This window comes from Pseudomonas poae (assembly GCF_001439785.1).
GTDB classification, from domain to species: Bacteria; Pseudomonadota; Gammaproteobacteria; order Pseudomonadales; family Pseudomonadaceae; genus Aquipseudomonas; species Aquipseudomonas poae.
Genome location: NZ_JYLI01000010.1, coordinates 159,615 through 184,964, shown reverse-complemented (window position 1 = coordinate 184,964; position 25,350 = coordinate 159,615). Strand labels below are relative to the sequence as shown.

30 protein-coding genes are annotated in these 25,350 nt (G+C 61.8%); 18 read left to right on the top strand and 12 right to left on the bottom strand.

Features of this window, described 5'->3' with window-relative positions; all coding sequences use genetic code 11:
- Positions 1 to 67: 67 nt before the first annotated feature.
- Positions 68 to 958: an ATP-binding protein gene (locus tag TU75_RS14240; RefSeq protein WP_003233336.1), complete on the top strand. Its 891-nt coding sequence runs from the start codon at positions 68 to 70 to the stop codon at positions 956 to 958.
- Positions 955 to 1,437 carry a GAF domain-containing protein gene (locus tag TU75_RS14235; protein ID WP_003233334.1) on the top strand — a complete coding sequence of 161 codons (483 nt, stop codon included), beginning with the start codon at positions 955 to 957 and terminating at the stop codon, positions 1,435 to 1,437. Before TU75_RS14240 ends, TU75_RS14235 begins: the two co-directional genes overlap by 4 nt.
- On the opposite strand, the gene TU75_RS14230 is transcribed toward TU75_RS14235, so the two are convergent.
- The 8 genes from TU75_RS14230 to TU75_RS14195 all read right to left on the bottom strand — a co-directional run bounded on the left by TU75_RS14230 (position 1,438) and on the right by TU75_RS14195 (position 10,247).
- Complete coding sequence (locus tag TU75_RS14230; RefSeq protein WP_060549279.1) at positions 1,438 to 5,076, bottom strand: transporter substrate-binding domain-containing protein; 3,639 nt, start codon at positions 5,074 to 5,076, stop codon at positions 1,438 to 1,440. It abuts the gene before it with no gap.
- 8 nt (positions 5,077 to 5,084) lie between these two features.
- Positions 5,085 to 5,711, bottom strand: a complete 627-nt coding sequence (locus tag TU75_RS14225) for a response regulator transcription factor (protein ID WP_003233331.1) — start codon at positions 5,709 to 5,711, stop codon at positions 5,085 to 5,087.
- Positions 5,712 to 5,967: 256 nt separating this feature from the next.
- Positions 5,968 to 6,363, bottom strand: a complete 396-nt coding sequence (locus tag TU75_RS14220) for a response regulator (RefSeq protein WP_060549278.1) — start codon at positions 6,361 to 6,363, stop codon at positions 5,968 to 5,970.
- Positions 6,364 to 6,532: 169 nt separating this feature from the next.
- Positions 6,533 to 7,864, bottom strand: a complete 1,332-nt coding sequence (locus TU75_RS14215; RefSeq protein WP_003233327.1) for a deoxyguanosinetriphosphate triphosphohydrolase — start codon at positions 7,862 to 7,864, stop codon at positions 6,533 to 6,535.
- A gap of 71 nt (positions 7,865 to 7,935) precedes the next feature.
- Positions 7,936 to 9,099 (bottom strand): EAL domain-containing protein, encoded by a 1,164-nt coding sequence (locus TU75_RS14210; RefSeq protein WP_060549277.1) that lies wholly within the window; start codon positions 9,097 to 9,099, stop codon positions 7,936 to 7,938.
- A 102-nt stretch (positions 9,100 to 9,201) separates the two neighbouring features.
- Positions 9,202 to 9,543: a hypothetical protein gene (locus TU75_RS14205; protein WP_003233325.1), complete on the bottom strand. Its 342-nt coding sequence runs from the start codon at positions 9,541 to 9,543 to the stop codon at positions 9,202 to 9,204.
- On the bottom strand, positions 9,540 to 9,929 hold the full coding sequence (locus TU75_RS14200) for a phage holin family protein (RefSeq protein WP_057008373.1): 390 nt from the start codon (positions 9,927 to 9,929) through the stop codon (positions 9,540 to 9,542). The genes TU75_RS14205 and TU75_RS14200 overlap by 4 nt, the downstream gene beginning before the upstream one ends.
- 3 nt (positions 9,930 to 9,932) lie before the next feature.
- A complete protein-coding gene (locus tag TU75_RS14195; RefSeq protein WP_003233321.1) occupies positions 9,933 to 10,247 on the bottom strand; it encodes an ElaB/YgaM/YqjD family protein in 315 nt (104 codons plus the stop codon).
- 220 nt (positions 10,248 to 10,467) lie between these two features.
- Between TU75_RS14195 and TU75_RS14190 the strand changes: the two genes are divergently transcribed.
- The 3 genes from TU75_RS14190 to TU75_RS14180 all read left to right on the top strand — a co-directional run bounded on the left by TU75_RS14190 (position 10,468) and on the right by TU75_RS14180 (position 12,072).
- Positions 10,468 to 10,704: a glutaredoxin family protein gene (locus tag TU75_RS14190; RefSeq protein ID WP_003233319.1), complete on the top strand. Its 237-nt coding sequence runs from the start codon at positions 10,468 to 10,470 to the stop codon at positions 10,702 to 10,704.
- Between the two features lie 74 nt (positions 10,705 to 10,778).
- The gene (locus TU75_RS14185; RefSeq protein ID WP_032870336.1) at positions 10,779 to 11,114 is read left to right on the top strand and encodes a hypothetical protein; all 336 of its coding nucleotides are present in this window, start codon (positions 10,779 to 10,781) and stop codon (positions 11,112 to 11,114) included.
- 67 nt (positions 11,115 to 11,181) lie between these two features.
- Positions 11,182 to 12,072: a pseudouridine synthase gene (locus TU75_RS14180; protein WP_060549276.1), complete on the top strand. Its 891-nt coding sequence runs from the start codon at positions 11,182 to 11,184 to the stop codon at positions 12,070 to 12,072.
- A gap of 53 nt (positions 12,073 to 12,125) precedes the next feature.
- Here the strand turns inward: TU75_RS14180 and TU75_RS14175 are convergent, their stop codons facing one another.
- On the bottom strand, positions 12,126 to 12,347 hold the full coding sequence (locus TU75_RS14175; protein ID WP_015371619.1) for a YgdI/YgdR family lipoprotein: 222 nt from the start codon (positions 12,345 to 12,347) through the stop codon (positions 12,126 to 12,128).
- An 81-nt stretch (positions 12,348 to 12,428) separates the two neighbouring features.
- A complete protein-coding gene (mobA, locus tag TU75_RS14170; protein ID WP_060549275.1) occupies positions 12,429 to 13,031 on the bottom strand; it encodes a molybdenum cofactor guanylyltransferase MobA in 603 nt (200 codons plus the stop codon).
- 76 nt (positions 13,032 to 13,107) lie between these two features.
- Between mobA and moaB the strand changes: the two genes are divergently transcribed.
- Complete coding sequence (gene moaB, locus TU75_RS14165; RefSeq protein ID WP_060549274.1) at positions 13,108 to 13,647, top strand: molybdenum cofactor biosynthesis protein B; 540 nt, start codon at positions 13,108 to 13,110, stop codon at positions 13,645 to 13,647.
- Complete coding sequence (locus TU75_RS14160; protein WP_082630406.1) at positions 13,631 to 14,857, top strand: molybdopterin molybdotransferase MoeA; 1,227 nt, start codon at positions 13,631 to 13,633, stop codon at positions 14,855 to 14,857. Before moaB ends, TU75_RS14160 begins: the two co-directional genes overlap by 17 nt.
- A gap of 275 nt (positions 14,858 to 15,132) precedes the next feature.
- Here TU75_RS14160 and TU75_RS14155 read toward each other — a convergent pair whose 3' ends face one another.
- Both TU75_RS14155 and fliK read right to left on the bottom strand, forming a co-directional pair.
- On the bottom strand, positions 15,133 to 15,462 hold the full coding sequence (locus TU75_RS14155) for an EscU/YscU/HrcU family type III secretion system export apparatus switch protein (protein WP_003233306.1): 330 nt from the start codon (positions 15,460 to 15,462) through the stop codon (positions 15,133 to 15,135).
- On the bottom strand, positions 15,459 to 17,036 hold the full coding sequence (fliK, locus tag TU75_RS14150) for a flagellar hook-length control protein FliK (RefSeq protein WP_060549298.1): 1,578 nt from the start codon (positions 17,034 to 17,036) through the stop codon (positions 15,459 to 15,461). The genes TU75_RS14155 and fliK overlap by 4 nt, the downstream gene beginning before the upstream one ends.
- A gap of 199 nt (positions 17,037 to 17,235) precedes the next feature.
- On the opposite strand from fliK, the gene ccmA reads away from it, so the two are divergent.
- The 11 genes from ccmA (at position 17,236) to phnN (ending at position 25,300) form a co-directional block, all read left to right on the top strand.
- A complete protein-coding gene (gene ccmA, locus TU75_RS14145) occupies positions 17,236 to 17,871 on the top strand; it encodes a cytochrome c biogenesis heme-transporting ATPase CcmA (protein WP_003233303.1) in 636 nt (211 codons plus the stop codon).
- On the top strand, positions 17,868 to 18,536 hold the full coding sequence (ccmB, locus tag TU75_RS14140) for a heme exporter protein CcmB (RefSeq protein ID WP_032870359.1): 669 nt from the start codon (positions 17,868 to 17,870) through the stop codon (positions 18,534 to 18,536). Before ccmA ends, ccmB begins: the two co-directional genes overlap by 4 nt.
- Before the next feature lie 70 nt (positions 18,537 to 18,606).
- Complete coding sequence (locus TU75_RS14135; protein ID WP_060549272.1) at positions 18,607 to 19,362, top strand: heme ABC transporter permease; 756 nt, start codon at positions 18,607 to 18,609, stop codon at positions 19,360 to 19,362.
- Positions 19,359 to 19,535 carry a heme exporter protein CcmD gene (ccmD, locus tag TU75_RS14130; RefSeq protein WP_003233298.1) on the top strand — a complete coding sequence of 59 codons (177 nt, stop codon included), beginning with the start codon at positions 19,359 to 19,361 and terminating at the stop codon, positions 19,533 to 19,535. Before TU75_RS14135 ends, ccmD begins: the two co-directional genes overlap by 4 nt.
- Positions 19,532 to 19,993, top strand: coding sequence for a cytochrome c maturation protein CcmE (ccmE, locus tag TU75_RS14125; protein ID WP_015371625.1), 462 nt, complete (start codon positions 19,532 to 19,534; stop codon positions 19,991 to 19,993). The genes ccmD and ccmE overlap by 4 nt, the downstream gene beginning before the upstream one ends.
- Positions 19,990 to 21,978 (top strand): heme lyase CcmF/NrfE family subunit, encoded by a 1,989-nt coding sequence (locus tag TU75_RS14120; RefSeq protein ID WP_060549271.1) that lies wholly within the window; start codon positions 19,990 to 19,992, stop codon positions 21,976 to 21,978. Before ccmE ends, TU75_RS14120 begins: the two co-directional genes overlap by 4 nt.
- Positions 21,975 to 22,511 carry a DsbE family thiol:disulfide interchange protein gene (locus TU75_RS14115; protein ID WP_060549270.1) on the top strand — a complete coding sequence of 179 codons (537 nt, stop codon included), beginning with the start codon at positions 21,975 to 21,977 and terminating at the stop codon, positions 22,509 to 22,511. The genes TU75_RS14120 and TU75_RS14115 overlap by 4 nt, the downstream gene beginning before the upstream one ends.
- Complete coding sequence (locus tag TU75_RS14110) at positions 22,508 to 22,981, top strand: cytochrome c-type biogenesis protein (RefSeq protein WP_060549269.1); 474 nt, start codon at positions 22,508 to 22,510, stop codon at positions 22,979 to 22,981. Before TU75_RS14115 ends, TU75_RS14110 begins: the two co-directional genes overlap by 4 nt.
- Positions 22,974 to 24,158, top strand: coding sequence for a c-type cytochrome biogenesis protein CcmI (gene ccmI / locus TU75_RS14105; RefSeq protein WP_060549268.1), 1,185 nt, complete (start codon positions 22,974 to 22,976; stop codon positions 24,156 to 24,158). The genes TU75_RS14110 and ccmI overlap by 8 nt, the downstream gene beginning before the upstream one ends.
- A 15-nt stretch (positions 24,159 to 24,173) precedes the next feature.
- Positions 24,174 to 24,569 (top strand): lipoprotein, encoded by a 396-nt coding sequence (locus TU75_RS14100; protein WP_015371629.1) that lies wholly within the window; start codon positions 24,174 to 24,176, stop codon positions 24,567 to 24,569.
- 170 nt (positions 24,570 to 24,739) lie between these two features.
- The gene (phnN, locus tag TU75_RS14095; RefSeq protein WP_060549267.1) at positions 24,740 to 25,300 is read left to right on the top strand and encodes a phosphonate metabolism protein/1,5-bisphosphokinase (PRPP-forming) PhnN; all 561 of its coding nucleotides are present in this window, start codon (positions 24,740 to 24,742) and stop codon (positions 25,298 to 25,300) included.
- Positions 25,301 to 25,350: the final 50 nt, after the last annotated feature.

The following is a 25,350-nucleotide window of genomic DNA, read 5'->3' as shown; positions in this document are numbered from 1 at the left end:
CCTGCTGCGGCCAGCAGCACAGCTGCCAATACGCCATCTTTTTCAGGAACTTGCCAGAGGAACAGACGTGGACTCTCGATTGAACGCTTTTCTTGAGCGTGCCGACGCGGTACTCGCGCGGCTGGAACCGTTGTTACCCGCGCCACGCCAAGCCATCGACTGGCACCAGTGCCTGGCCGCTCGCTGGCAGCGCGAAGGCCGCAGTGGCTTCCTGCTGCCGCTGGAAGTCAGCCTCGACATGCGCCTGTCCGACCTGATCGGCGTAGACAAACAGCGCGAGCAACTGGCACGCAACACCCAGCAGTTCCTTGACGGCCTGCCCGCCAACCATGCGTTGCTGTGGGGCTCGCGTGGCACCGGCAAATCGTCCATGGTGCGCGCCTTGCTGGCTCAGCATGCCAAGGCCGGCTTGCGCCTGATCGAGATCGAGCGTGACCACCTGGCTGATCTGCCACGTGTGGTCGAGCAGTTGCTCAAGCTGCCGCAGCGTTTCATCCTGTTCTGCGACGACCTTTCGTTCGAGGCCGGTGAGGGCGACTACCGCATCCTCAAGAGTGTGCTGGACGGCTCCCTGGAGCAGGCGCCGGATAATGTGCTGTTGTATGCCACCTCCAACCGCCGTCACCTGGTTCCGGAGCACCAGAGCGACAATGACAACTGGAAACACGTGGACGGCGAACTGCACCCCAGCGAAGCGGTGGAAGACAAGATTGCCCTGTCCGACCGATTTGGCTTGTGGCTGTCGTTCTATCCATTTAGCCAGGAACATTTCCTCGATGTGGTCGAACACTGGATCGGCGAGTTGGCAAGCAAGGCCGGGCTGCAGTGGCAGCGCGATGAAGCCCTCGACATCCTCGCCGTACGCTGGGCCACCGGGCGCGGCAACCGTAACGGCCGCTGTGCGTATCAATTCGCCCGCTATTGGGTGGGTCTCAAATTGCTGGAGCGTCAACCATGATCGATTTACAACACGCGGGCACCGGCCTGGACGGCTACGCCATGTTATGCGCGCAGTTGGAGTCGCTGCTGGCGGATGAACGTGATTTCATCGCCAACAGTGCACAGTTTTCCGCGTTTCTGTTCAACCAGTTGGACGACCTTAACTGGGCCGGTTTCTACCTCAATCGTGACGATGAGCTGGTGCTTGGCCCGTTCCAGGGCCAGATTGCCTGTGTGCGCATTCCGTTTGGTCGCGGTGTATGCGGCGCGGCGGCGGCCTCGCGGCAAACCCAGCGGGTTGAAGATGTTCACGCATTTGCCGGGCATATCGCCTGTGACAGCGCTTCGAACAGCGAGCTGGTGGTGCCGCTGATCAAGAATGACCAACTGATTGGCGTACTCGATCTCGACAGCCCGTCGCTGGCCCGTTTTACCGAGCAGGACCAGGCGGGTATCGAACAACTGGCGGCCATTTTTCTGCGTTTGACGGATTGCTGATCAGTCTTGCGCCTTCAGGCTGTTGAGTTGTATGTGCAGCGTTCTTTCCAGCTCGAGCATGCCTTTTTCCAGGACCTTGATCGCGGCTTCGATTGCAGGCCAATCATCTTCCCGGGCACAGGCCTGTTCCACGGCCTCGCACTGAGCGGCCAGGGTGCCGGCCTGGACGATGCGTGCGGCGCCCTTGATTTTATGCGCCTGCTCGATGAACTCTTGAAGCTGCGCGCGCCGCGTCGTGAGGGCCATCAACTCCTGACGGTCATCACGGCTGCTGCTCAATAACTCTTCCAGCAGGCGACGACTTAATTGGGCGTCTCCTCCCGTCAAGTGGTCGAGGCTGGCAAGGTCCAGGGGGGTGCCACGCGATTGGCGCTCCACCTGCGCCAGTTGTCGCTCCAGCACCGTTAGGCTGATCGGCTTGAACAGGCAGTCGTCCATGCCAGCCTCCTTGCAGTGCAGTTTCTCCTCCGGCTGGGCGTTGGCGGTAAAGCCCAGCACCACGCAGGGCGGCAGTTGCTCGCGCTGTTCATACTCGCGGATCGAGCGGCTCAACTCGTAGCCGTTCATGATGGGCATGTTGCAGTCCGCGATGACCAGGTCGAAATGTTCCTGGCGCCACGCCTGGAACCCGGCCGCACCGTGTGGAGCGGCGGTGAACTGATGACCCAGGTAACCCAGTTGCTGGCACATCAGCAGGCGGTTGGCGGGGTGGTCATCCACCACCAGCACGTTGAGTACCGGCGCAGGGGCAGGGTCGGCCGGTTTTGGCTCGTCCATCCGCTCGACCGGCTGCAGGCTGGGCATTTTCAAATGGACATGCACTTGGGTGCCGACCATCGGCACACTGCTCAGACTCAGTTGACCGCCCATCATGGCGCACAGGCTGCGACATATCACCAGCCCCAGTCCTGCGCCGCTCCTGGCCAGGTGTCCGGAATTGTCGGCCTGGGCGAAGGGTTCGAACAGGCGCATCTGGTCGTCCCGGCTGATGCCGATGCCGGTGTCCTCGACCACCAGTTTCATCTCGACCTGTTGCGGCTGGTCGGTGGGTTGCACGTCCACCTTGATCTTTACCTGCCCGTGTTCGGTGAACTTGATGGCGTTGCTGACCAGGTTCGACAGTACCTGTTTGAAGCGCAGCGGGTCGATCAGCACTTCGGTGGCGTCCAGCTCCGGCTTGAACTCAAGCAGCAGGCTGAGGGTTTTCTGCCGCGCAAGGCCGTCGAATACGCGCACCACCGATTCAATCACTTCCCGCAGGTTCACCCGCTCCGGTGCCAGGCTCAAACGGCCGGACTCGATGCGCGCAATGTCGAGGATATCGCCAATCAACTCCAGCAAGTCCTTGGCCGAGTTGTAGGCCACCTCGATGGCCGGGCGATCGAGGTGGCCCTGGTCGGCGCGCTTGAGTGTCAGCTCGAGCATGCCTATCACTGCGTTCATCGGCGTGCGGATTTCATGACTCATGGTCGCGAGGAAGGTGCTTTTTGCCCGATTGGCTTCGTCGGCGCGCTCCTTGGCGGCGCGCAGTTCGTCGAACAGTTGGCGGCGATCACTGATATCGATCCAGCCACCGATGATGCCCTGGACCTCCCCGACCGAGTCGCGATAGGGAAGAATCCAATGGTAGATGGTCATTTTTTTACCCTGGATATGCAGGGTGCGATCCAGAATCAGCGGGTTGCCCTGCGCTACGACGCGCTGGTAATCAGCGTGGTATTGCGCGGCCTCGGCCTCGATGGCCATGTTCATCTGGATCACGCTTTTGCCGATCACGTCTTCTCGCTTGACGCCGAACACTTGCAGGTAACTGTCGTTACAGGTTTGCAGCAAGCCCTTGCGGTCTCGCACATAGATCGGATGTGGGGTTTCGTTGACCAGTGCACGCATGAACTCGAACTGGTCGTTAAGCGCTCGCTCAGCCAGTTTTCGCTGGGTGATCTGGCGGCGCATGTAGGCGTTCCAGGTCAGGGAAATCAGCAGCAGCAGCCCGGCGCCGATGATGATCTGCGTGATCAGGCGGTGGTAGTTGCGCCAGTAGCTGTCGGAGGCCGCGGAGTATCCCCGCCAGCGACTGTTGATGACGCCCAGCTCGTCCGGGGCAATGCTGAGCAACGCCTTGTCGAGGATCGAACTCAGCTCGGTGGCCTTGCGCGATGTGGCCAGGGCAAAAGTGGCTGAAAGGGTGCCGATGCTGGTGCTGATCTGCAACTTGTCCTGAAACGCCTGGGAAGAAAGCAGGTAATTGGCAATCACCAGAGAATTCACTGCGCCATCCACCTGTCCCTGGACCAGCATTTCAGAGGCCTTGAAGGTATTGCCGGCCTCCACCAGTTGAATCTGCGGGAAGTCCTGGGCGAGCATGTTTATCAGTGGATTGCCTTGGGTGATCGCCAGGCGCTTGCCCGCCATCTGCTCCAGGTTCAAGGGGGCTTGCGGCTCCTTTCGCGTCAACAGTACGTAGGAGTTTTCCAGATAGGGGCGGCTGAAGTTGAGTTGGTCCTCGCGTTCATCGCTGGGAATAATGGCCCCGATGATATCGGCTTTCCCCGCGCTGACCTCCTCGATCATCGAGCTGACTTCACGTGATCGCCGAATCTCGAAGCGCAGGCCGGTGCGCAGCCGAATCAATTCGAGCAAGTCGGCCGTGATGCCGCGGAAGTTGCCGTCAGCGTCGAAAAACGTCAGCGGTGCGAAGGTTTCATTGACCAGCACGCTGACTACCGGATGGTCCTGCAGCCAACGTTCTTCGCGCGGGGTGAGGTGCAGTTTCTTGTCGGTGAGCAGGATGTCGCTGCCGGCGCTCCAGCGTTTGGCAATACTGTCCCGTTCGTTGATGGGCACTGCGGCCAGTACCGAATCGACAAGGGACAGCAGAACGCGCTGGTCCTGGCGTAACGCAAAGCTGAAACCGTAGGCTTCATGTTTGCCGAAATTGGCCATGCGCACGTTTTTCAGGTAGCCCTTGTTGATCATGTAGTGGGTGGAGATGGTATCGCCCAGGAACACGTCGGCCTGGTCGAACGCCACCGCGTTCAACGCGTTCTGATAAGAGGGATAGGTGCTGATGTGCGCTTGCGGGTACAGCTTTTCCACTTCTTCCAGCGGCAGGTAGTGATACACCAGGCTCAAGCGCAGCCCGGCCAGGTTATCGTTCAGGCTGCGTGTTTCTTCCTCGCGGGTCACCAGCACGGGTTGGTCCACCGCGTACGGCTGCGACAGAATAAGGTTCGGGTTGGCAGCCTCAAAACCGTTGGAGGAGCCCAGCAGGTCTATGTCGCCCGATTCGAGGGCGCGGATTGCGGCCTCGCGTGTGGGATAGCGCAACACGGAGATAGGCAGGTTCAGGGCATTGGCCAGCAACCCTGCGTAATCGGCGGTCCACCCCTCGTAGTCGTAACCGCTGGAGGTGAGGTCGAAGGGCGGGTAATCGGGCGCAGCAGTCCCCAGCACCAGTTCGCGTTTGTTCTGCAACCACTGACGCTGAGTCTTGTCCAGTCGAGACTCCAGTTGAACGGCACCCGCACGGCTCAGTAAGGTGAAGTGTTCCGGGCCGGTTTGATGATCGGCGGGCGCGGTCGTGCTGAAGCATACGCCGGCAATTAATATAACCAAATAATCCTTTATACGGCTGGGCATCCGCTTTCTCACACTAGCGCGTTTCGTTTTGCCATCTCGATAAGTTCTACCAAGGACTTCGCTTTCAATTTTTGCATGAGTCGTTTTTTATAAGTGCTTACGGTTTTATTACTTAAAAACATACCTTTAGCTATTTCCTTGTTAGTGCGACCCTGTGCAAAAAGTTGCAAGACCATCAGTTCCCGGTCATTTACCATTTTAAATAATTCAAGTTCCTCGGTGTCGTTGCCGTCCACGTTGCCGGCGTTCAATGCCTGGCTGGGAAAGTAGTTGTAACCGGACAGCACGGCACGGATGGCGCTCAGCAGTTCACTCAGGTCACCCTCTTTGCACACATAGCCGTCGGCACCTGAGCGCATGCAGCGTGTGGCGAACAGGGTCGGGCACTGGGCCGTGAGGATCAGGGTCTTCATCGACGTGTTCATGGCGTTGAAACGGCAGAGCACCTCCAGGCCATCCAGTTTCGGGATACTGATATCCAGAATGATCAGGTCGGGCATGCATTCGCGCACCATCTGTATGGCGTCGCAGCCATTATCCGTTTCACCGACGACTTTATAACCTTCATGCTCCAGCAACATTCGAATCGCCAGCCTGATAACGGGATGATCATCAATGATAAAAACGGTGTTCATAATCTCATTCCATGCGAGTGCAAATAAAGCGGGCACATTAGCTCAGAAGATGAGGGGGGAGCATGAGCCTTGGGGGTGACAGGTATAAAACAGGAAAATTCCTACATGAAAAGAGGTGGCAACCTACGCAGCGGTAAGGCGTTGTAGTGTCTGGTGTAAGCAAATTATGATTAGAAAACTTCACTGGCAGTGCGAGATGAGGTCGTTAGTTTTTCAACTCATGGGTTCGCGCAGCTTGATGTTTAAAGTCCTACATTCAGCGTTGAAGTAGCGGCGCCATCAGAACGGAAAGTTCGTCTTTATTTAATGGCTTGGGCAAGTAACCCAGGATGGGCAGGCCGCGTTGCAAAGCCTGTACGGTAAGGCTCGATAGCTCCACTGCCGGTAGCCCGCTCAGAAGAATGGCTGAGGTGATGAAATGCTGGCGGCTGGCAATTTCCACCAGCTCCAGCCCCGGCAGGTCAGGCAGGCATTGGTCGCAGAGCATGAGATCGAAAGGGGCGTTGGCCGCGCACATCGAATGGATGGCTTGTTCAGCGTTTTCTGCGAGGGTCAGGTGCTCGAAGCCGAAGCTTTTGAGCAGACATTGGGTGGCCAGGAGTTGAAAGGGATGATCCTCCACCAACAGGATGCGAACGGTGCGAGCGGGCATGGAAGGCACACGGGGAAGTCAATCGTCGATAGGGGGCTTGGGAATGACTCGCTGAGTCGGCCAGAAGCTTGCGCAATTATTCTTTGGATAACTGCGCGAATTCGATCAGGCCGCTCTGTTAGCTCTGTAGGCAATTTCTGCTCACACAACAGGCGGCTTGATCCCAGGGTCACTTCGGACTCGAACGCCCAGTCATCTCCCGTGCCATTTGCGTGGCGTAGCTGTCGGTCATGCCGGCGATAAAGTCGATCATTCGCAGGAAAGAAGCGTGCAGCGACCAGGCCGGGTCCGGCGCGCTGTTGCCCAGCAGGTCAAGGATGCGCCGGTTCTTGAACGACGGCGTGCGTCCGCCATGCTGCTCCAGTGCGGCACCGCAAAAAGCGTTCAGCAGGATTTCCAGCGTGGTGTAGGCGCCGATTTCATGCAGGGTCTTGCGCTTGTCCTGGAATATTTTCTTGCGCGCCATGTCCTTGGCATCCAGTACGCAGCGCTTGGCCGGGCCGTGCATGTGCTCCACCAGATCGCCCGGCAGGGTACCGGCCAACAAGGCGTCCTGCTGCTCAACGAAGGCGCGCGCCGCAGCGTTGGTGAGATGTTCGATGGCCTTGCCACGCAGGATTGCCAGCTTGCGCCGCCGCGAATCCTCGGCACCCAGCTGCCGGTAGGTCTGCGGCAGGTCGTCGCCCACCAGGTCGAGCAGCAATGACTCGACCTCGGCGTATTCCAGCAGCTCCATTTCCAGGCCGTCTTCGAGGTCGATCAAGGCGTAGCAGATGTCGTCGGCGGCCTCCATCAGGTAAACCAGCGGGTGGCGAGCCCAGCGTTGTTCCTCAAGTTGCGGCAGACCGAGCTTGTGGGCGATCTGTTCCAGAATCGGCAACTCGCTCTGGTAACAACCGAACTTGTGCTTTTTATAGCCCAGGGCGTCGGCGTGACGTGCGGTCCAGGGGTATTTCAGGTAGGTGCCCAAGGTGGCGTAGGTCAGGCGAGTGCCACCGTCGAACTGGTGATATTCCAACTGGGTGAGTACGCGAAAGCCCTGGGCATTGCCTTCGAAATTGAGGAAATCGTTGCGCTCGGCGCCGCTCATATCGTCCAGCCAGCCGCGGCCTGCGGCCTGCTGGAACCAGTGGCGGATGGCATCTTCGCCGGAATGGCCAAATGGCGGGTTGCCGATGTCGTGAGCCAGGCAGGCCGATTGCACCACCATGCCCAGGTCGCTCGGGTCGCACCAGTCGGGCAGGGCGCTGCGCAGGGTTTCGCCCACGCGCATGCCCAGGGAGCGGCCCACGCAACTGACTTCCAGGGAGTGGGTCAGGCGCGTGTGGATGTGGTCGTTACTCGACACGGGGTGCACCTGGGTCTTGCGGCCCAGGCGGCGAAATGCGCCGGAGAAAATGATGCGGTCATGGTCTTTGTGAAACGGGCTGCGGCCTAGTTCTTCCGGGCTGTGCAGGGGTTTTCCAAGACGTTCGCGGGTCAGCAGGGTGGGCCAATCCAAGGCGGTTACTCTCCGTGCGGTGAATGACCCGCCCAGCTTCACGTTTCCGCCCTGGCGGGGCAAGCAAAAATCTACAGGCCGGCCGCATCGATGTCGATTAACAGCAAACGCTGACCGTTGTCGAAGAATTGTCCGGCCGTGAGGCAGTATTGGTTGGTGGTGGCGTCGCGGTAGGTCGACGAAAGGATCAGGCGCCGCTCTTCCCAGCCTTCGGCAAGCAAGTGGTAGAAGTACGGACGCCATGACCAGTTGTGGCCCAGGTAGCGGCTGTCGCCCTGCCAGGCAGACTCGCGCCATTCGATATTGGGTGTCAGTTGGGTGCCGTGGCGGTCGCACTGGTAGAACCGCAACAGCCAGGGGAAGGCCGCCATGGGCGGTAATTGGTCCAGCGGCGCCTGGCCCTGGGCCCAGCTCTGCAGGATGCTCATCAGTTGCGTCAATTGCTCGCGCAGGTGCATGATGCGCCCGCGTTCTGCCAGCTTCTGCCGCACGTACGCGTTGCGCAGGTGGGCAAAGCGCGGCACGAAGGTGTCGGTGGCGAACCAGTCCAGCTGCGCCTGGGCGAACAGGTAGCCTTGCACATAGCGCGAGCCGCATTCCAGAGCGAAGCTCAACTGGGCTTCGGTTTCCACGCCTTCGGCGATGATCCAGCAGCCGGTTTTTTCCGCCATCTGCGCCAGTGCCCGCACCACATCGCTGCTTGGCCCGCCTTCGGCCGCCGCCTGGAACAGCCGCATGTCCAGCTTGAGGATGTCCGGTTGCAACGCCAGCACCCGGTCGAGCTGGGAATAGCCGGCGCCAAAGTCATCAATGGCGATACGCGCACCGGCCTCGCGGTAACGCACCACTACATCGGCCAGGCGCTGGATATCGCCGCCCAGCTCGGTGATCTCGAACACGATGCGTCGTGGGTCGACAGCGTGGCTCTGCAGCTGTTTCAGACTCGGCAGCGCCTGGCCTGGGCGCAGGCGATTGATCCAGCGTGGCGAGATATTCAGGCTCAGGAACCAGTCCTGCGGCGCTTCATGCAGGCGGCTCAGGGCGTTGTCGCGGATCCGCCGGTCCAGGCGACGCAAGGCCGCCCCCGGCGTGCGTGGGTCGGCAAACAGCGGGCCCACCGATTGCAGGCTCCCGTCAGCCTGGCGCAGGCGGCCCAAGGCTTCGACGCCGGCAATGCGTCCGGTGGCGGTATCGATAAACGGTTGGAAACAGGCGAGCGGTTGCCCGTCGATCACGGGGCCTCCTTAGCACGTGGGCAAAAAAAGGCCCGGCTCTCGATATCGAGGCCGGGCCGTTTCTATCTCTGAAGATGCTTGCAAGAATGCAGCCAGCAGCGCTCAGCGTTTGCGTGAAGCACCCGCCATCGCCAGTTTGATCAGCGGGATCAGGCCGGCGCCCAGTCGCACCAGGCGCGTCACGCTGCTGATGCTGCCGCTTTTGGCGCCCTTGCCGGTGAAGAACCCCATGAGGGTGACGGCTGCCATACCCCACAGTGGCGCGTGTTTCACGCCCAGGCTGTCCTGCCAGTTGTGGCGCATGTCGCGCATCTTGTGCAGGGGCGCCATCAATTGCTGGGATTCGTGGCGAATCTCCTGCCGGTGCATTTCCATGCGCAGGCGAATCAATGCCTTGCGCATGTCGCGGCGGGAGTCGGTGTTTACAACTTCATTGCGGCTCATGGCAACAGGCGCTCCCGATCATTGGCCAGCTCTTCGAGGGTGGCGTGGAACGGCGTGGATTCATCGAATACCGCCGCTTTCAAACGCACCCCGCAGAAGGCTGCAGCCAGGCTGTAGAACACACACAGGCAGATGATGCCGGTCAGGCGATAACCCGTGTCCCACACCAGGATCATCACCAGCGTCGACAGCCCCACCAGTAACAGCAGCGCAAACACCAGCGCCAGACCGGCGAACAGCAACAGGCTGACGGTACGGGCTTTCTGTTCCTGCAATTCGATGCCGAACAACTCGACGTGACTGTGCAGCAAGCCCAGTACGGCTGCGCCCAGACGTCGTGAAGTCGAACCTTGGCCCGTGGACGAGCCGCTTTCGCCGATAGCCATGATTTAGCGCCTTGTAGCCAGCAGACCGATCAAAAAGCCAACGCCGGCAGCAATACCGACAGACTGCCAAGGGTTGGCCTGCACGTAATCCTCAGTCGCGGTAACGGCCGCCTGCCCGCGCTCGCGAAGGGAGTCCTCGGTGGCTTGCAGGGTTTCGCGCGCCTTGAGCAGGCTCTCGTGAATCTTGCTGCGCAGCTCATCAGCCTGGTCGCCGGCGAGGATTGCGGTGTCGTCCAGCAACTTTTCGGTATCGCTCACCAGGGTTTGAAAATCCGCCATGAGGATCTCTTGGGCGGTCTGTGCTGTTTTTCTGGCCATGGTTATCTCCGTGATTGGCTGATCGGTACGTGTGGTTTCGAGTCGCGGGCGTTGCCGAAGGTTCAGTGTAATTGTCTGCTGAAGCTTTTGTCGTACCTTGGTGCGCAGGCTTCGCGGTTGCGCTGAATGTGGGCGGGCGGGCCGTGAACTTTGCAAGGCTGTGCTGAATGAATGAAGCGCTTAAAATGATCGCCTGTTTTTCGATCAGGTCCCCTGCACCATGCTGCCTGAATGCCAGCTGTTCGGCACCCTGGGTTGCCACCTGTGTGAGATAGCCGAGGCCCAAATCATACCGTTGGTCGAACATGGGTTGTGGGTGGAACGAGTGGATATCACCGCTCCCCAGGACCTTACCGACCTTTACGGCCTAAGGATTCCGGTACTTCGCCGGGTGGACACGGGCGCCGAACTGGATTGGCCGTTCGACACCGCCCAAGTGGTTGCCTTCCTTGGCTGACATGCAGCCCATGGCGGATTTCCGAATATTACTTTACTGTATGTTTGTACAGCGATTGAATTGAGGGAACGCCCGTGGTGAATGTTGAACAATTGAAAAGCAGCGTCAATCGCATGTCCGCCGACATCGTGCGCGATGCGGTGAACGAGCTGCGCCTGGATGGCTTGGTCACGGAAGGCAAGACGCCGTTTAACAAAGTGCATTTCAACACCTGCTTTGCGGAAATCGAGGCACTGTTTCAGCGCGCCGGTTATCACAAGCAGCTGGATGTGGTGGGTTACCAGGGCTTGTTATACGCGCTCTACGATCCTGGCCGCTGGGAAGCGGTGGACGTGTTGCGCTGGCTCAAGGAATTCACCGAAGCGGCCAGTGCTTCACCGGTTCTGCGTGCGCAATTGGCCAAGGCCTGAGATCTGCCCTAGGCTCAATCCCGCTCCATGCGGGATAATGCCAGCTGTTTCAGTCAAGGCCTTACGCATGTCCACTTCAGGTTTTTCTGCTTCCCGGCACCAAGCCAGTACCTTGTATTTGCCCCCCGGCCGTTGGCCGACGGTGCTTGAATGCCTGTGCGCGCATTTCCCGGCGATCAGCCGTGAGCAATGGCTTGACCGCATTGCCCGTGGCCGGGTGCTGGACAGCAATGGCAAGCCGATCGACACGCAACTGCCATACAGGGAAGGGCTGTGCATCCATTACTTTCGTGAAGTACCCAACGAGAAAGTGATTCCGGTGCAGGAAACCATCCTCTACGCCGACGAGCATCTGGTGGTCGCCGACAAACCGCATTTTTTGCCGGTGACGCCCGCCGGTGAGTACGTCGAACAGACCCTGTTACGCCGTCTGATTCATCGCCTGGACAACCCGTCGCTGGTGCCCTTGCATCGGATTGACCGACACACCGCCGGGCTGGTGCTGTTTTCTGCCAACCCTCAGAGCCGCTCGGCCTATCAGCAACTGTTTCCCACGCGGCGCATCGACAAATTCTACGAAGCCATCGCCCCTGCCTTACCGAATCTCGTCTTTCCTCTGGTGCACAAAAGTCGTCTCGTGGAGGGCGAACCGTTCTTTCGCATGCAGGAAGGGCCTGGCGTCAGCAATACCGAAACGTCGGTGCAAGTGCGCGAAAAGAATGCCGGGTTATGGCGTTACGGCCTGTTTCCCGTCACCGGCAAGAAGCACCAGCTGCGCGTACACATGACCGCGCTCGGCGCGAGTATCTGCAATGATCCGTTCTATCCGGACGTGGTCAAGGATGCCGAGGACGACTACGCCAACCCTCTCAAGCTGCTGGCCCAGGGCGTACGGTTTATCGACCCGGTCACCGGGCAACTTCGCAGCTTTCGCAGCGATATCACCCTCGACTGGTAACCCGCGCATACGAAAAGGCCCGCGCGAGGCGGGCCTTGTGTGCAAGCCGTGGCTTACAGCTCTTTAACGGTGCGAACCTGATCTTTATTCAGGCGGGTGCGCTTGCCGTCCAGTTGTTCGAACTCGTAGAAGCCCGAAGACTTGTCGAACGACGGGGTATCGACGGCCTGGATTTCGCGACCGTCATTCAGGGTGATCACTGTCGGCGAGGCGCAACCGGCGAGGGTGGCAAGGCCCAGTGCAAGCATGAGAGCGGCGATGGTCCGTTGAGTCATGAGTTTGTCTCCGAGAGAATACTGCTTCTTAATGGCTGACCTTGAGACGTGTACTACGCCTGCAAGTTCCTTGTGCGAGGTTCATTCTGACACGCCGGGGCTCGGGAGCAACAGGTCCGGCGTATTCAGGTTGGCCAGGCGCGGGTCATCGGCCGGGCATTGCAGGCCGATCGCACCGCATTGCAGGAAGACTCTGCGCGGGCTGCGCTCACCGCTTTCCCAGGCCCGCTCCACCTCGTCCTTGAGGGTTGTTGGAATGATGCTGATCAAGGGTTCCCAGAACTCGCCGTGACGAACCATGACCGGAAGGTTGGGATTGCGTTGCGCAATCTGACGCAGGTCGGCAAGTAAATGCGCATCGATCTGCGGAACGTCGCACGGCAGTATCAGCAAATGCCCGTGACGTGCGGCGGCCAGTCCTACGCGGATTCCGGTCAAGGGCCCGGGAAAATCGGCGCTGTCATCGCTCACCAATTGATCGGCATACGGCGCGTACCGTTCCTGGTTGCGGTTGCACGAGATGATCAGATCATCAGTGAACGGGCGCACCAGGCGCTGCAGGTGGGCGATCAGGGGCAGGCCGCGCCAGTCCAGCAAGCCCTTGTCCTGACCGCCCATGCGCTGGCCGCGGCCTCCGGACAGCAGCAGGACTGAGCAGGGCAGGGGGGAAGAATCAACAGACATGGCGGCTCCGCAGCGGCAGCTAAACAGGGGCCTGTGATATAACACCGGGCTGTTCCCTCGACAACCGGACCGAGCCATGAAAGCCAAGGCTGATGCGCCTTTCGTACCCCTCAATATTGCCGTACTGACCGTCAGTGACACTCGCACCCTGGACACCGACACTTCGGGCCAGGTCTTCGTCGACCGTTTAACCGCTGCCGGCCATCGTCTGGCCGAACGCGTATTGCTCAAGGACGACCTCTATAAAATTCGCGCTCAGGTGGCCCACTGGATCGCCGAAGACGTCGTGCAAGTCGTGTTGATCACCGGCGGCACTGGCTTCACTGGCCGCGACAGCACGCCCGAAGCCGTAAGCTGCCTGCTCGACAAGCAGGTCGATGGCTTTGGCGAACTGTTCCGCCAGATTTCCGTGGTCGATATCGGCACCTCCACCGTGCAGTCCCGCGCCCTGGCCGGTCTGGCCAATGGCACTCTGGTGTGCTGCCTGCCGGGCTCCACCAATGCCGTGCGCACCGGCTGGGATGGCATCCTCGCCGAGCAACTGGATAACCGCCATCGCCCCTGCAACTTCGTGCCCCATTTGAAGCAGGCCGAACCCTGTGAATCACGTGGGTAAGCCTGGCAAGACTGGTGCGCTGATGCCGGTGGAAGACGCCCTGCAACGCTTGCTGGAGATGGCTGACGCAGCGCGCATCACCGAGCGCGAAGTGCTGGCGCTGGCTGACTGCGATGGCCGCGTGCTGGCGCAGGACTTGGTGTCCACCCTCGACCTGCCACCCTGGCCCAACAGCGCCATGGACGGCTATGCGCTGCGCCTGAGTGACTGGAACGGCGAGCCATTGGCGGTGAGCCAGCGCATCTTCGCCGGTCAGGCGCCGGCGCCGCTGGCGGCAGGCACCTGTGCACGGATCTTCACGGGGGCGCCGGTGCCCGAGGGCGCCGACTGCGTCGAAATGCAGGAGAACGCGGTTGTTCACCTCGATGAACGCGTGAGCTTCAGCGAGCCGTTGCAAGTGCAGCAGAACATCCGGCCCCAGGGCCAGGAAACCACTGTCGGTGAGCAGGTGCTGGCCGCCGGCACGCGCCTGAGCCCGATAGAACTTGGGCTGGCTGCCTCGCTTGGGCGTGATCGCCTGGACGTGGTGCGCCGCGTGCGCGTGGCCGTGCTGTCGACCGGCGATGAGTTGATCGAACCCGGGCTGCCCCTCGGCCCTGGCCAGATCTACAACAGCAACCGCCGCGTATTGTGCAGTTGGCTGACGCGCATGGGCTGCGAAGTGATCGACACCGGCATCCTGCCGGACGATCTGGAACAGACCCGCGAACGCCTGGCGGGCCTTGGCAGCGTCGACCTCATCCTCTCCACCGGCGGGGTCTCCGTGGGCGAAGCGGACTTCCTCGGCATCGCGCTGCGTGAAGAGGGCGAACTGGCCCTGTGGAAGCTCGCGATCAAACCCGGCAAGCCGCTGACGTTCGGACATTTTCGTGGCGTGCCGGTGATCGGCCTGCCCGGCAATCCGGCGTCTACCCTGGTGACCTTTGCGTTGCTCGCTCGGCCTTACCTGTTGCGCCGCCAGGGCGTGCCCGACGTCGAGCCGCTGCGTTTTGACGTACCGGCGGGATTCGTCTGGCCAAAGCCGGGCAATCGCCGCGAATACCTGCGCGGGCGCATCGAACAGGGCCGGGCGATCATCTACCGCAACCAGAGCTCCGGCGTGCTGCGCAGTGCGGCGTGGGCCGAGGGGTTTGTGGAAGTGCTGGAGGGCACCACACTGGCGATGGGTGACCGGGTCAGCTTCATCCCCTTGAGCGAAGTCTTGAACTGACCACCGATCCCACTGCGGGCGAGGGTAAGCCCTCTCTTGTATCAAACAAAAAATAACCTGTTGATTTTAAAGCCTGAAAATTTCAGGCGACCAAATCTCTGTGGCGAGCGGGCTTGCCCCGCGTTGGGCTGCGCAGCAGCCCCAAAACCATGCGCTGAGCAGGGTCAGGTACAACGCGTACTCTTTAATGGGGGCGCTTCGCACCCCAACGCGGGGCAAGCCCGCTCGCCACAATGAACCCGTTCGCCACAGAGGCCATTGAATCCTGGGTGGGTTCAGTAATCGTCGCCACGCTCGGTAATGTCGCGCTCCACCGGCCCGGCATCCGGGTCATAGCCCACCGGGAACTTACCTTTCAGCGTCCACGCAAACGCGATGATCTCCGCGATGGTGCGGTACAACTCTTCGGGAATGCTGTCGCCCAGTTCCATGCGCGCCAGCAGCTTCACCAACTCGGCATTCTCATAAATGGGCACCTCGTTTTCCCGGGCCAGCTTGAGAATGGCTTCAGCCAGGGCGTCGTCGCCCTTGGCCGTGAGGGTCGGCGCCTGCTGGCCGTCGTACTTGAGGGCAATCGCCTGGCGGGGTGAGTGAGCGTCATTCATGCGGTTTCATCCACCCAACGTTGTTCCAGTCCGGTTTTGGGGCCCCGTGGCGGTGTACCCAAATGGCAATCGAGGTCGCCGACATTGATGCCGGACGTCACCAGGCGTTCGCGCAACGTGCCCAGATGGCTTTCGATCAGGCTGGCCGTAAACGGGCGTGTTGCCCACAACTGGCTGGACAGTTTGCCCTGGCTCAACTGCGCCTGGACCTGCAACGGCCCCAGCGGCTCCATGTCAAACGCCAACTCGACGCGCCAGAGCATCTGCTTGGGGTCCTTATTGGTTTTGCGTTCGGGCTCATCCTTGTCCGGCGAAGGTTCCTCGCGCTGGAACTTCACCTGCAACGGCACGATGTCCTGCAGGTTGCGCATGGGGATTTCCATTTGCCAGGTGGTTTGCAGACGACCATCGGCGGTGAGACCGGTTTGCTCCAGGCTCGACAGTTGGTGGCTCTGTAGCCGGGAAATCGCTCCGGCCGCCAGGCGCAGCAGGTTTTCCAGGTCGCCTTCGCCTTCCAGTTTCGCCATCAGCCGCTCGGGCAGCGGGAAGCCTGCGGGCGCTTGACGCGCACCGACCTGACCCAGCGTGCCCAGCGGGCTACGCACGAAGTTCGGCATGGCCTGGGCCAGCGTGTTGGCGGCAAGAATGGCGTGCAGGTTGGTGGAGGCAGGCAGGGCAGGCAGCAGATCGGCGACCAGGCGCAGCAACGCGCCTTTCATATCCAGTGGCGGAATCTGCGGGTTTTGCCCGACCAGTAATTTGGCTTCAAGAAACGCGCCACTGTTCTGGATCACCTGCGCCAGCACCTTGGGATTGCTCACCTGGGCCAGGTCCGGCAACGCCGCCAATAGGCGATCGGCCGCCGCGCGCAGGTCGGCTGAGGTGCTGTCGCCCCGGGGCAGGTTCTGCAGGGCAGTGAACACCGCATCCAGCGAGCCCTGGCGACTTTGCTGGGTCGCGAGCTGCTGGGTGACGGCCAGTTGATCCTTGAGCCCGCTCAGCGGTACAAAATTGAGGGTTTGCGCATTCTGCACCACAGCGCTGAGCAAGCTGCCCACCCGCAAAGGCTGCGGGCTCTCCACCGTCAGGGTGGCGCCGGCCAGCGCATTATTGAGCACCGTGACCAGCGAGCGATAGACCGCCGGTTGCGTGGTGCCCTGGGGCAGCACCTGGGTGGTCAGCACCTTGGCCTGCAACAGCGTGCCCACTGGCAACTGGTCGGTGTCCAGGCTGGTCAGGGCGGCGACGTTGGCGCTCATGGCCTGCTGCAAACTCAAGGTCAGGTTGCCCGCCTGCGTCTGGCTGACCGCGACGTTACTGCCCAACGGCAACGGTTGCGGGCTGCTGACCTGCACCAGCGTCTGGCGGCCGCCGTCGAGCGTCAGCTTGAGCAGCAACTGAAACGCCTCACCGCCTTGTTTGAGCGCGATGACTTCGGCATTCGCCGTTTTTCCCGCGTCGATCAGCCCGACCTGTGGCTCCAGCAGTTTCAGCAACTGACCTACCGCGGGCGCAGCACTGGGCCCTGCCGCCGGGGCGGGAGCAAGCGTGGGAAGGTTGATTTCACCGGTCATCGTGCGCGCCATCTCTGGGGAAATTGCCCTCTTTAGCGTAGGGCATCGCATGTATAATGCCGCCCGTGCGCAAAGAGAGCGCTAAAAACCTCACAACCATTTGATCCAGCTCTCTAAATCAGTCGCCAAAGCCGTTATTGTGCTGCTCTCTATAACGGCCGCCGCACCGCCGACTTGAACCGTAAAGGCCCGCGATCTTTTGACCAGCCCTCTTCTTGAAGCCATAGCGCTTGCCTGTGAACGCGACCTGCGCTTGCTGTTCGAACACCTCGAATTGCGGATCGCGGCGGGCGACATGGTGCAGGTCAGCGGCCCCAACGGCAGCGGCAAGACCAGTCTGCTGCGCCTGTTGGCCGGCTTGATGCAGCCGACCGCAGGCGTTGTGCGGCTCAATGGCAAGCCCCTGGACGAGCAACGCAGCGAGCTTGCACGCAACCTGATCTGGATCGGCCATGCCGCCGGAATCAAGGACGTGCTCAGCGCTGAAGAAAACCTCAGTTGGCTCTGTGCGCTGCATCGCCCGGCCAGTCGCGACGCGATCTGGCGGGCCCTGGCCGCTGTCGGCCTCAAGGGCTTTGAGGACGTGCCCTGCCACACCCTGTCCGCCGGCCAGCAACGCCGTGTGGCCCTGGCGCGCCTGTATCTGCCCGGCCCGCTGTTGTGGATCCTCGACGAGCCGTTTACCGCCCTGGACTCGCAAGGCGTCGCCCAACTCGAAACGCACCTGGCCAGGCACTGCGAAGAGGGCGGCAGCGTGGTGCTCACCACTCACCACACCCTCGCGCGCACGCCCGCCGGTTACCGCGAACTGAACCTGAACCGGTGGCCGGCATGAGTGTGTTCGCCCTGTTGGTCGCCCGCGAAGCGCGGCTGTTGTGCCGCCGCCCGGCCGAGTTGGCCAACCCCCTGGTATTCTTTGCCATCGTCATCGCGCTGTTCCCGTTGGCCGTCGGTCCCGAAACTGGGCTGTTGCAACGCTTGTCCCCAGGCCTGGTGTGGGTGGCCGCGCTGTTATCTGTGCTGCTCTCGCTGGACGGGCTGTTTCGCAGTGATTTCGAAGACGGCTCCCTGGAACAGTGGGTCCTTTCGCCGCACCCGTTGCCGCTTCTGGTATTGGCCAAAGTGCTGGCACACTGGGTGTTTTCCGGCCTGGCACTGGTGTTGCTCGCGCCGCTGCTGGCGATGATGCTGGGCTTGCCCGTTGAGTGTCTGCCGGTATTGTTACTGTCGTTGTTGCTCGGTACGCCGGTGCTCAGCCTGCTGGGGGCGGTGGGCGCCGCGTTGACCGTTGGTTTGAAGCGCGGCGGCCTGCTGCTGGCCCTGTTGATCCTGCCGTTGTACATCCCGGTGTTGATCCTCGGCAGCGGCGCGTTGCAGGCCGCGCTCATGGGCCTGCCTGCAAGCGGTTACCTGTTGTGGCTGGGCAGCCTGACCGCCCTGGCGGTAACCCTGACACCCTTTGCCATAGCCGCCGGCCTGAAAATCAGTGTCGGCGAATAATGAGGTCTGGCTCGGCCAGTAAAGACCCTAAGCGTCCTGCCACGGCGAGACGCAACCGTGAGAAACAGCAATGAACTGGACCTGGTTTCACAAGCTCGGCTCGCCCAAATGGTTTTACGGCATCAGCGGCAAGCTGCTGCCGGGGTTGAGCATCGCCGCACTGCTGCTGATCGGCATCGGTCTGGTCTGGGGCCTGGCGTTCGCGCCGCCGGACTATCAGCAAGGCAACAGTTTTCGCATCATCTACATCCACGTGCCCGCCGCCATGCTGGCGCAATCCTGCTACGTGATGCTGGCGGTGTGCGGCATCGTCGGCCTGGTGTGGAAGATGAAACTGGCCGACGTGGCCCTGCAATGCGCCGCGCCCATCGGTGCGTGGATGACCGCCGTGGCGCTGGTGACGGGCGCGATCTGGGGCAAACCCACCTGGGGTTCGTGGTGGGTGTGGGATGCGCGCCTGACTTCGATGCTGATTCTGCTGTTCCTGTATTTCGGCCTGATTGCCCTGGGCAACGCGATCAGCAACCGTGACAGCGCGGCCAAGGCCTGCGCGGTGCTGGCGATCGTCGGCGTGATCAACATCCCGATCATCAAATACTCGGTCGAGTGGTGGAACACCCTGCATCAGGGCGCTACGTTCACCCTCACCGAAAAACCGGCCATGCCGGTGGAAATGTGGGCGCCACTGCTGCTGATGGTGCTGGGCTTCTACTGCTTCTTCGGCGCCGTGCTGCTGCTGCGCATGCGCCTCGAGGTGCTCAAGCGTGATGCCCGCGCCAGTTGGGTCAAGGCTGAAGTACAGCGCTGCCTGGGAGTACGTCCGTGAGTTTTGCGTCGTTCAGTGATTTCCTCGCGATGGGCCACCACGGCCTTTATGTGTGGACGGCCTACGGCATCTGCCTGGCGGTGCTGGCCCTCAACGTCGCCGCGCCGATCCTGGCCCGCAAGCGTTACCTGCAACAAGAGGCGCGTCGTGTGCGCCGGGAGACCGAAAAGTGAATCCGCTGCGTAGAAAGCGCCTGTTGATCATCCTCGCCATCATGGCCGGCGTCGGCATTGCCGTGGGCCTGGCCTTGAGTGCGCTGCAGCAGAACATCAACCTCTTTTACACGCCGACCCAGATCGCCAGCGGCGAAGCGCCGGTCGACACACGGATCCGCGCCGGCGGCATGGTGGAAAAGGGCTCGCTGAAACGCTCCGGCGACTCGCTGGACGTGACCTTCGTGGTCACCGATTTCAACAAGGCCGTGACCATCAGCTATCGCGGCATCCTCCCGGACCTGTTCCGCGAAGGCCAGGGCATCGTCGCCTTGGGCAAGCTCAACGCCAACGGCGTGGTGGTGGCCGATGAAGTGCTCGCCAAGCACGACGAGAAATACATGCCGCCCGAGGTGACCAAAGCCCTTAAAGACAGCGGCCAATCCGCGCCAACCCCGGCCAGGGAGGCCAAGCCATGACGTCCGCACTGTTTATTCCGGAGCTTGGCCAGTTGGCGATGATCCTCGCCCTGTGCTTCGCCGTCGTGCAGGCCGTGCTGCCGTTGCTCGGCGCCTGGCGCGGCGACCGGCTATGGATGAGCCTGGCCCAGCCGGCCGCCTGGGGCCAGTTTGCCTTCCTGCTGTTCGCGTTCGGTTGCCTGACCTACGCCTTCATGACCGACGATTTTTCCGTCGCCTATGTCGCCAATAACTCCAACAGCGCCTTGCCCTGGTACTACAAGTTCAGCGCCGTGTGGGGTGCCCACGAAGGTTCGCTGTTGCTGTGGGCCTTGATCCTCGGCGGCTGGACGTTCGCCGTGTCAGTGTTCTCGCGCCAATTGCCGCAGGTGATGCTGGCCCGCGTGCTGGCGGTGATGGGCATGATCAGCATCGGTTTTCTGCTGTTCCTGATCATAACCTCCAACCCGTTCACCCGCATCCTGCCGCAGATTCCGGTGGACGGGCGCGACCTCAACCCATTGCTGCAGGACATCGGCCTGATCGTGCACCCGCCGATGCTCTATATGGGCTATGTCGGTTTTTCCGTGGCCTTCGCTTTTGCCATCGCTGCATTGCTCGGCGGGCGACTCGACGCGGCCTGGGCACGCTGGTCGCGGCCGTGGACCATCGTCGCCTGGGCCTTCCTTGGCATTGGCATCACTCTGGGTTCGTGGTGGGCCTACTACGAGCTCGGCTGGGGGGGCTGGTGGTTCTGGGACCCAGTGGAAAACGCCTCGTTCATGCCCTGGCTGGTGGGCACTGCGCTGATTCACTCGCTGGCGGTCACGGAAAAACGCGGCGTGTTCAAAAGCTGGACGGTGTTGCTGGCGATTGCCGCGTTTTCCCTCAGCCTGCTCGGCACGTTTCTTGTGCGTTCGGGCGTGCTGACGTCGGTGCACGCGTTCGCGTCCGACCCTGCACGGGGCGTGTTCATCCTGATCTTCCTGCTGTTCGTGGTCGGCGGCTCGCTGACCCTGTTCGCCTTGCGCGCACCGGTGGTCAAGAGCCAGGTGGGCTTCAACCTGTGGTCGCGGGAAACCCTGCTGCTGGGCAATAACCTGGTGCTGGTGGTGGCCGCCTCGATGATCCTGCTCGGCACGCTGTATCCGCTGGTGCTGGATGCCCTGAGCGGCGCCAAGCTGTCAGTGGGCCCGCCGTATTTCAACGCGATGTTCGTTCCGTTGATGGGCCTGTTGATGGCGGTGATGGCGGTTGGCATGCTGGTGCGCTGGAAAGACACCCCGCTGAAATGGCTCGCCGGCATGCTGATGCCGGTGCTGCTGGGCAGCGTGGTCCTGGCGGTGATCGCAGGCATTGCCTATGGCGACTTCAACTGGGCGGTGCTCGCCACCTTCCTGCTGGCCGGCTGGGTATTGCTCGCCGGTATGCGCGACATCGTCGACAAGACGCGCCACAAAGGCTTGATCAAAGGCCTGCCCGGCCTGACCCGCAGCTACTGGGGCATGCAGATTGCGCACCTGGGCATTGCGGTGTGTGCGCTGGGCGTGGTGTTGTCCAGCCAGAACAGCGCCGAGCGCGACCTGCGCCTGGCGCCAGGCGAGTCCATGGACCTGGCCGGTTACCACTTTGTTTTCGAAGGCGCCAGGCACTTCGAAGGGCCGAACTTCACCTCCGACAGAGGCACCGTGCGCGTCATCCGCAACGGCGAGGAAGTAGCCGTGTTGCACCCGGAAAAACGTTTGTACACGGTGCAGAGTTCAATGATGACCGAAGCGGGCATCGACGCCGGGTTTACCCGTGACCTGTATGTCGCCCTGGGCGAACCGCTGGGCGAGGGCGCCTGGGCGGTGCGCGTGCACGTCAAACCGTTCGTGCGCTGGATCTGGTTCGGCGGGCTGCTCACCGGCGCAGGTGGTTTGCTGGCTGCGCTGGACCGGCGCTATCGCGTCAAAGTGAAAAGCCGGGTGCGCGAAGCCCTCGGCCTGCAAGGAGCTGCGGTATGAGGCGTGGGTTGATGCTGGTGCCATTGGCGCTGTTTCTGCTGGTGGTGGTGTTTCTCTATCGCGGGTTGTATCTGAACCCCGCCGAGCTGCCGTCGGCCATGATCGGCAAGCCGTTTCCCGAGTTCTCATTGCCAAGCGTCCAGGGCGATAAAACCCTGACCCGCGCCGACCTGCTGGGCAAGCCGGCGCTGGTCAACGTGTGGGGCACCTGGTGCATCTCCTGCCGCGTCGAGCACCCGGTGCTGAACAAGCTGGCCGAGCAGGGCGTGGTGATCTACGGCATCGACTACAAGGACGACAACGCCGCCGCGCTGAAATGGCTGGCCGAGTTTCACAACCCTTATCAGCTGAATATTCGCGATGACGACGGCAACCTCGGGCTGAACCTTGGCGTGTACGGCGCTCCGGAAACCTTCTTCATCGATGCCAAAGGCGTGATCCGCGACAAGTATGTCGGCGTGATTGACGAAGCGGTCTGGCGCGAGCAACTGGCCGCCAGGTACCAGGCGCTGATCGATGAGGCCAGGCCATGAAGCGTCTGCTTGCCGCTGCCGTACTGGCCCTGGGATTGGCCAGTGTGGCCCACGCCGCCATCGACACCTACGTGTTCGCCAGCGACGCCGAGCGCGCGCGGTTTCGCGAATTGACCCAGGAACTGCGCTGCCCCAAGTGCCAGAACCAGGACATCGCCGACTCCAACGCGCCCATCGCCGCCGACCTGCGCAAGGAGATCTTCCGCCTGCTGGGGGAGGGCAAGGACGACCAGCAGATCATCGACTTCATGGTCGACCGCTACGGTGATTTCGTGCGCTACAAACCGGCCCTCAATGCTAAAACCGCGCTGCTCTGGTTCGGGCCTGCCGGGCTGTTGCTGACCGGGTTGGTCGTCATGGCGGTGATCGTGCGCCGTCGGCGCGCTGCGCCCACCGATGGATCCGACGCGCTGTCCCCTGAAGAGCGCAAACGCCTCGACCACTTGCTGGAAGCCAAGACCGATGATTGATTTCTGGCTCGCCGCCGGCTTGCTGCTGCTGACCGCCCTGAGTTTTCTGTTGATCCCCGTGTTGCGTGCAAGGCGCGTCCAGCGTGAAGAGGATCGCACCGCACTTAACGTGGCGCTGTATCAGGAGCGCGTCGCCGAGCTGCAGGTGCAGCAGCAGGAAGGCGTACTCAACGCTGCGCAACTCGAGACGGGCCGTGCGGAAGCGGCGCGCGAACTATTGGCCGATACCGAAGGGGTGCAACCGCCCCGCGAGTCGCGCCTGGGCAAACCGCTGCCATTGTTGGCGGCGTTCCTGGTCCCGGTGCTGGGTGTTGCGCTGTACTTGCATTACGGCGCCAGCGACAAGGTTGAACTGACCCGTGAATTCTCGCGGCCGCCGGTGTCCATGGAAGACATGACCCGCCGTCTGGAGCGCGCTGCTGCGGCCCAGCCCGACTCGGCCGAAGGCTTGTACTTTCTCGGCCGGGCCTATATGGCCCAGGGCCGCTCCGCCGATGCTGCGCAGGTATTCGAACGCACCGTGGCCCTGGCCGGGCGCCGGCCGGAACTGCTCGGGCAGTGGGCGCAGGCGCAGTATTTTGCCGACAACAAACACTGGTCGCCCAGGATTCAGGCACTCACGGACGAAGCATTGAAGCTTGACCCCAAGGAAGTCACCAGCCTCGGCCTGCTCGGCATCGCCGCGTTCGAGGGCCAGCGCTATCAGGCAGCCATCGATTACTGGAACCGCCTGTTGGCGCTGCTGCCGGCTGAAGACAACTCCCGCGCCGCGCTGCAGGGTGGTATCGACCGCGCGACGCAGAAACTCGAGGAAAGCGGCGGCGCGGTGGCGCAAAAAACCGTGATGACGGTGCGCGTGGACCTGTCCGCCGCGGTCAAGGCCAACGTCCTGCCCACCGACAGCGTGTTCATCTTCGCCCGCGCGGTAAAGGGCCCGCCCGCGCCGCTGGCGGTCAAGCGCGTGACTGTCGCCGAACTGCCCATCACAGTCGAACTGGGCGATGCAGACGCGATGATGCCGTCGTTGAAACTGTCCAACTTCCCTGAAGTCCAACTGGTTGCGCGCATATCCCGGGCAGGCATTCCAACCGCCGGCGAGTGGATCGGCCGCAGCCAACCCCTGGCCAGCAGCATCACGGCATTGCAGCCGCTGACCATCGACAGTCCGGACAAGTAAATCGAGGAAACGCCTATGACCGCATTTGCACGTATCACCTTGCTCAGCCTGGTACTTGGGCTGAGCGCTTGTGCGGTCCACCGCCCACCTCCAGCCCCGACCGGCCCGACCATCCCGCCGTCAGGCCCGTCGACGCAGCCGAGCACGCAGCCTTCCGGCCCGGTCACCCCGCAGCCCAAGCCCGTGCCCAGCAAATCGCCCACCTTCGCCCCGCCACCAGGCGCCGCCAGCCACTGGGACGGCAAGATGCAGGTGTACGTGCTCGAAGAGCAGCCCGACACCTTCTATCGCCAGCGCACCTACTACCGCTGGAGCAACGGCTGGAGCCGTTCCATCAGCCCGAATGGGCCATGGGAAGACACCGACGTGCAGGGCGTGCCGCCGGGGTTGAGCAAGCAGTACGCGCAATGACAAAAGGCGACCTTCGGGTCGCCTTTTCTATCTTGCAAAACACTGTGGGAGACTTATTTAGCTATCAGGCCGCGGGCTATGCCCGACTCCGCATACCAATGGGTGTATGGCGGTCCGCGCTCCGGTAAGGTAGCCCCCATGTCTGGAAAACAAGCAAACAGGGTGTAGTGATGGCTGGCAGGTTGATCTATCTCATCGGGCCATCGGGTTCGGGCAAAGACAGCCTGTTGGACGCCGCGCGCTCACGTTTGGTCGAGCGCGGTTGTCGTATCGTGCGCCGCGTTATCACGCGTTCGGCGGAAGCGGTGGGCGAAGCGGCACAGGGGGTGAGTGCGCAACAGTTTGCCGCGCTGCAGGCTCAAGGTGCGTTTGCCCTCAGTTGGCACGCCAATGGGTTGTCCTATGGCATCCCGCGCGAGATCGACGACTGGCTGGCGGACGGGGAAGATGTGCTGGTCAACGGCTCACGTGCGCATCTGGCGCAAACCCGCGAGCGTTACCCGCAGGCGCAGGTGCTGCTGTTGACGGTGGATCAGGCCGTGCTGCGCCAGCGCCTGATCGCGCGTGGGCGTGAATCCCTGGCCGATATCGAAGAGCGTCTGGCGCGCAATGCGCAGTTCACGGCGCAGTTGATTGCCCGCAACGGCGCAGGGGTGTTGATGCTGGACAATTCCGGCGCCCTGGAAGATACCGTCGAGCAGCTCCTTTCAGTGGCGCTGTATTCTGCATAGTCATTCGCAATCCCAATATCCCGTCACATAACCGGCAGTCACCCAACTGA

Coding starts and splice junctions, on each gene's coding strand:
- mobA (WP_060549275.1), bottom strand. CDS start 13,031: ATGTCTGTTGATTCTTCCCCCCTGCCCTGCTCAGTCCTGCTGCTGTCC.
- TU75_RS14190 (WP_003233319.1), top strand. CDS start 10,468: ATGCTGCCTGAATGCCAGCTGTTCGGCACCCTGGGTTGCCACCTGTGT.
- TU75_RS14155 (WP_003233306.1), bottom strand. CDS start 15,462: ATGAATGACGCTCACTCACCCCGCCAGGCGATTGCCCTCAAGTACGAC.
- TU75_RS14200 (WP_057008373.1), bottom strand. CDS start 9,929: ATGGCTATCGGCGAAAGCGGCTCGTCCACGGGCCAAGGTTCGACTTCA.
- TU75_RS14115 (WP_060549270.1), top strand. CDS start 21,975: ATGAGGCGTGGGTTGATGCTGGTGCCATTGGCGCTGTTTCTGCTGGTG.
- fliK (WP_060549298.1), bottom strand. CDS start 17,036: ATGACCGGTGAAATCAACCTTCCCACGCTTGCTCCCGCCCCGGCGGCA.
- TU75_RS14195 (WP_003233321.1), bottom strand. CDS start 10,247: ATGGCCAGAAAAACAGCACAGACCGCCCAAGAGATCCTCATGGCGGAT.
- TU75_RS14235 (WP_003233334.1), top strand. CDS start 955: ATGATCGATTTACAACACGCGGGCACCGGCCTGGACGGCTACGCCATG.
- TU75_RS14225 (WP_003233331.1), bottom strand. CDS start 5,711: ATGAACACCGTTTTTATCATTGATGATCATCCCGTTATCAGGCTGGCG.
- TU75_RS14120 (WP_060549271.1), top strand. CDS start 19,990: ATGACGTCCGCACTGTTTATTCCGGAGCTTGGCCAGTTGGCGATGATC.
- TU75_RS14100 (WP_015371629.1), top strand. CDS start 24,174: ATGACCGCATTTGCACGTATCACCTTGCTCAGCCTGGTACTTGGGCTG.
- ccmI (WP_060549268.1), top strand. CDS start 22,974: ATGATTGATTTCTGGCTCGCCGCCGGCTTGCTGCTGCTGACCGCCCTG.
- phnN (WP_060549267.1), top strand. CDS start 24,740: ATGGCTGGCAGGTTGATCTATCTCATCGGGCCATCGGGTTCGGGCAAA.
- TU75_RS14110 (WP_060549269.1), top strand. CDS start 22,508: ATGAAGCGTCTGCTTGCCGCTGCCGTACTGGCCCTGGGATTGGCCAGT.
- TU75_RS14205 (WP_003233325.1), bottom strand. CDS start 9,543: ATGAGCCGCAATGAAGTTGTAAACACCGACTCCCGCCGCGACATGCGC.
- TU75_RS14180 (WP_060549276.1), top strand. CDS start 11,182: ATGTCCACTTCAGGTTTTTCTGCTTCCCGGCACCAAGCCAGTACCTTG.
- TU75_RS14220 (WP_060549278.1), bottom strand. CDS start 6,363: ATGCCCGCTCGCACCGTTCGCATCCTGTTGGTGGAGGATCATCCCTTT.
- TU75_RS14175 (WP_015371619.1), bottom strand. CDS start 12,347: ATGACTCAACGGACCATCGCCGCTCTCATGCTTGCACTGGGCCTTGCC.
- ccmB (WP_032870359.1), top strand. CDS start 17,868: ATGAGTGTGTTCGCCCTGTTGGTCGCCCGCGAAGCGCGGCTGTTGTGC.
- TU75_RS14135 (WP_060549272.1), top strand. CDS start 18,607: ATGAACTGGACCTGGTTTCACAAGCTCGGCTCGCCCAAATGGTTTTAC.
- moaB (WP_060549274.1), top strand. CDS start 13,108: ATGAAAGCCAAGGCTGATGCGCCTTTCGTACCCCTCAATATTGCCGTA.
- TU75_RS14230 (WP_060549279.1), bottom strand. CDS start 5,076: ATGCCCAGCCGTATAAAGGATTATTTGGTTATATTAATTGCCGGCGTA.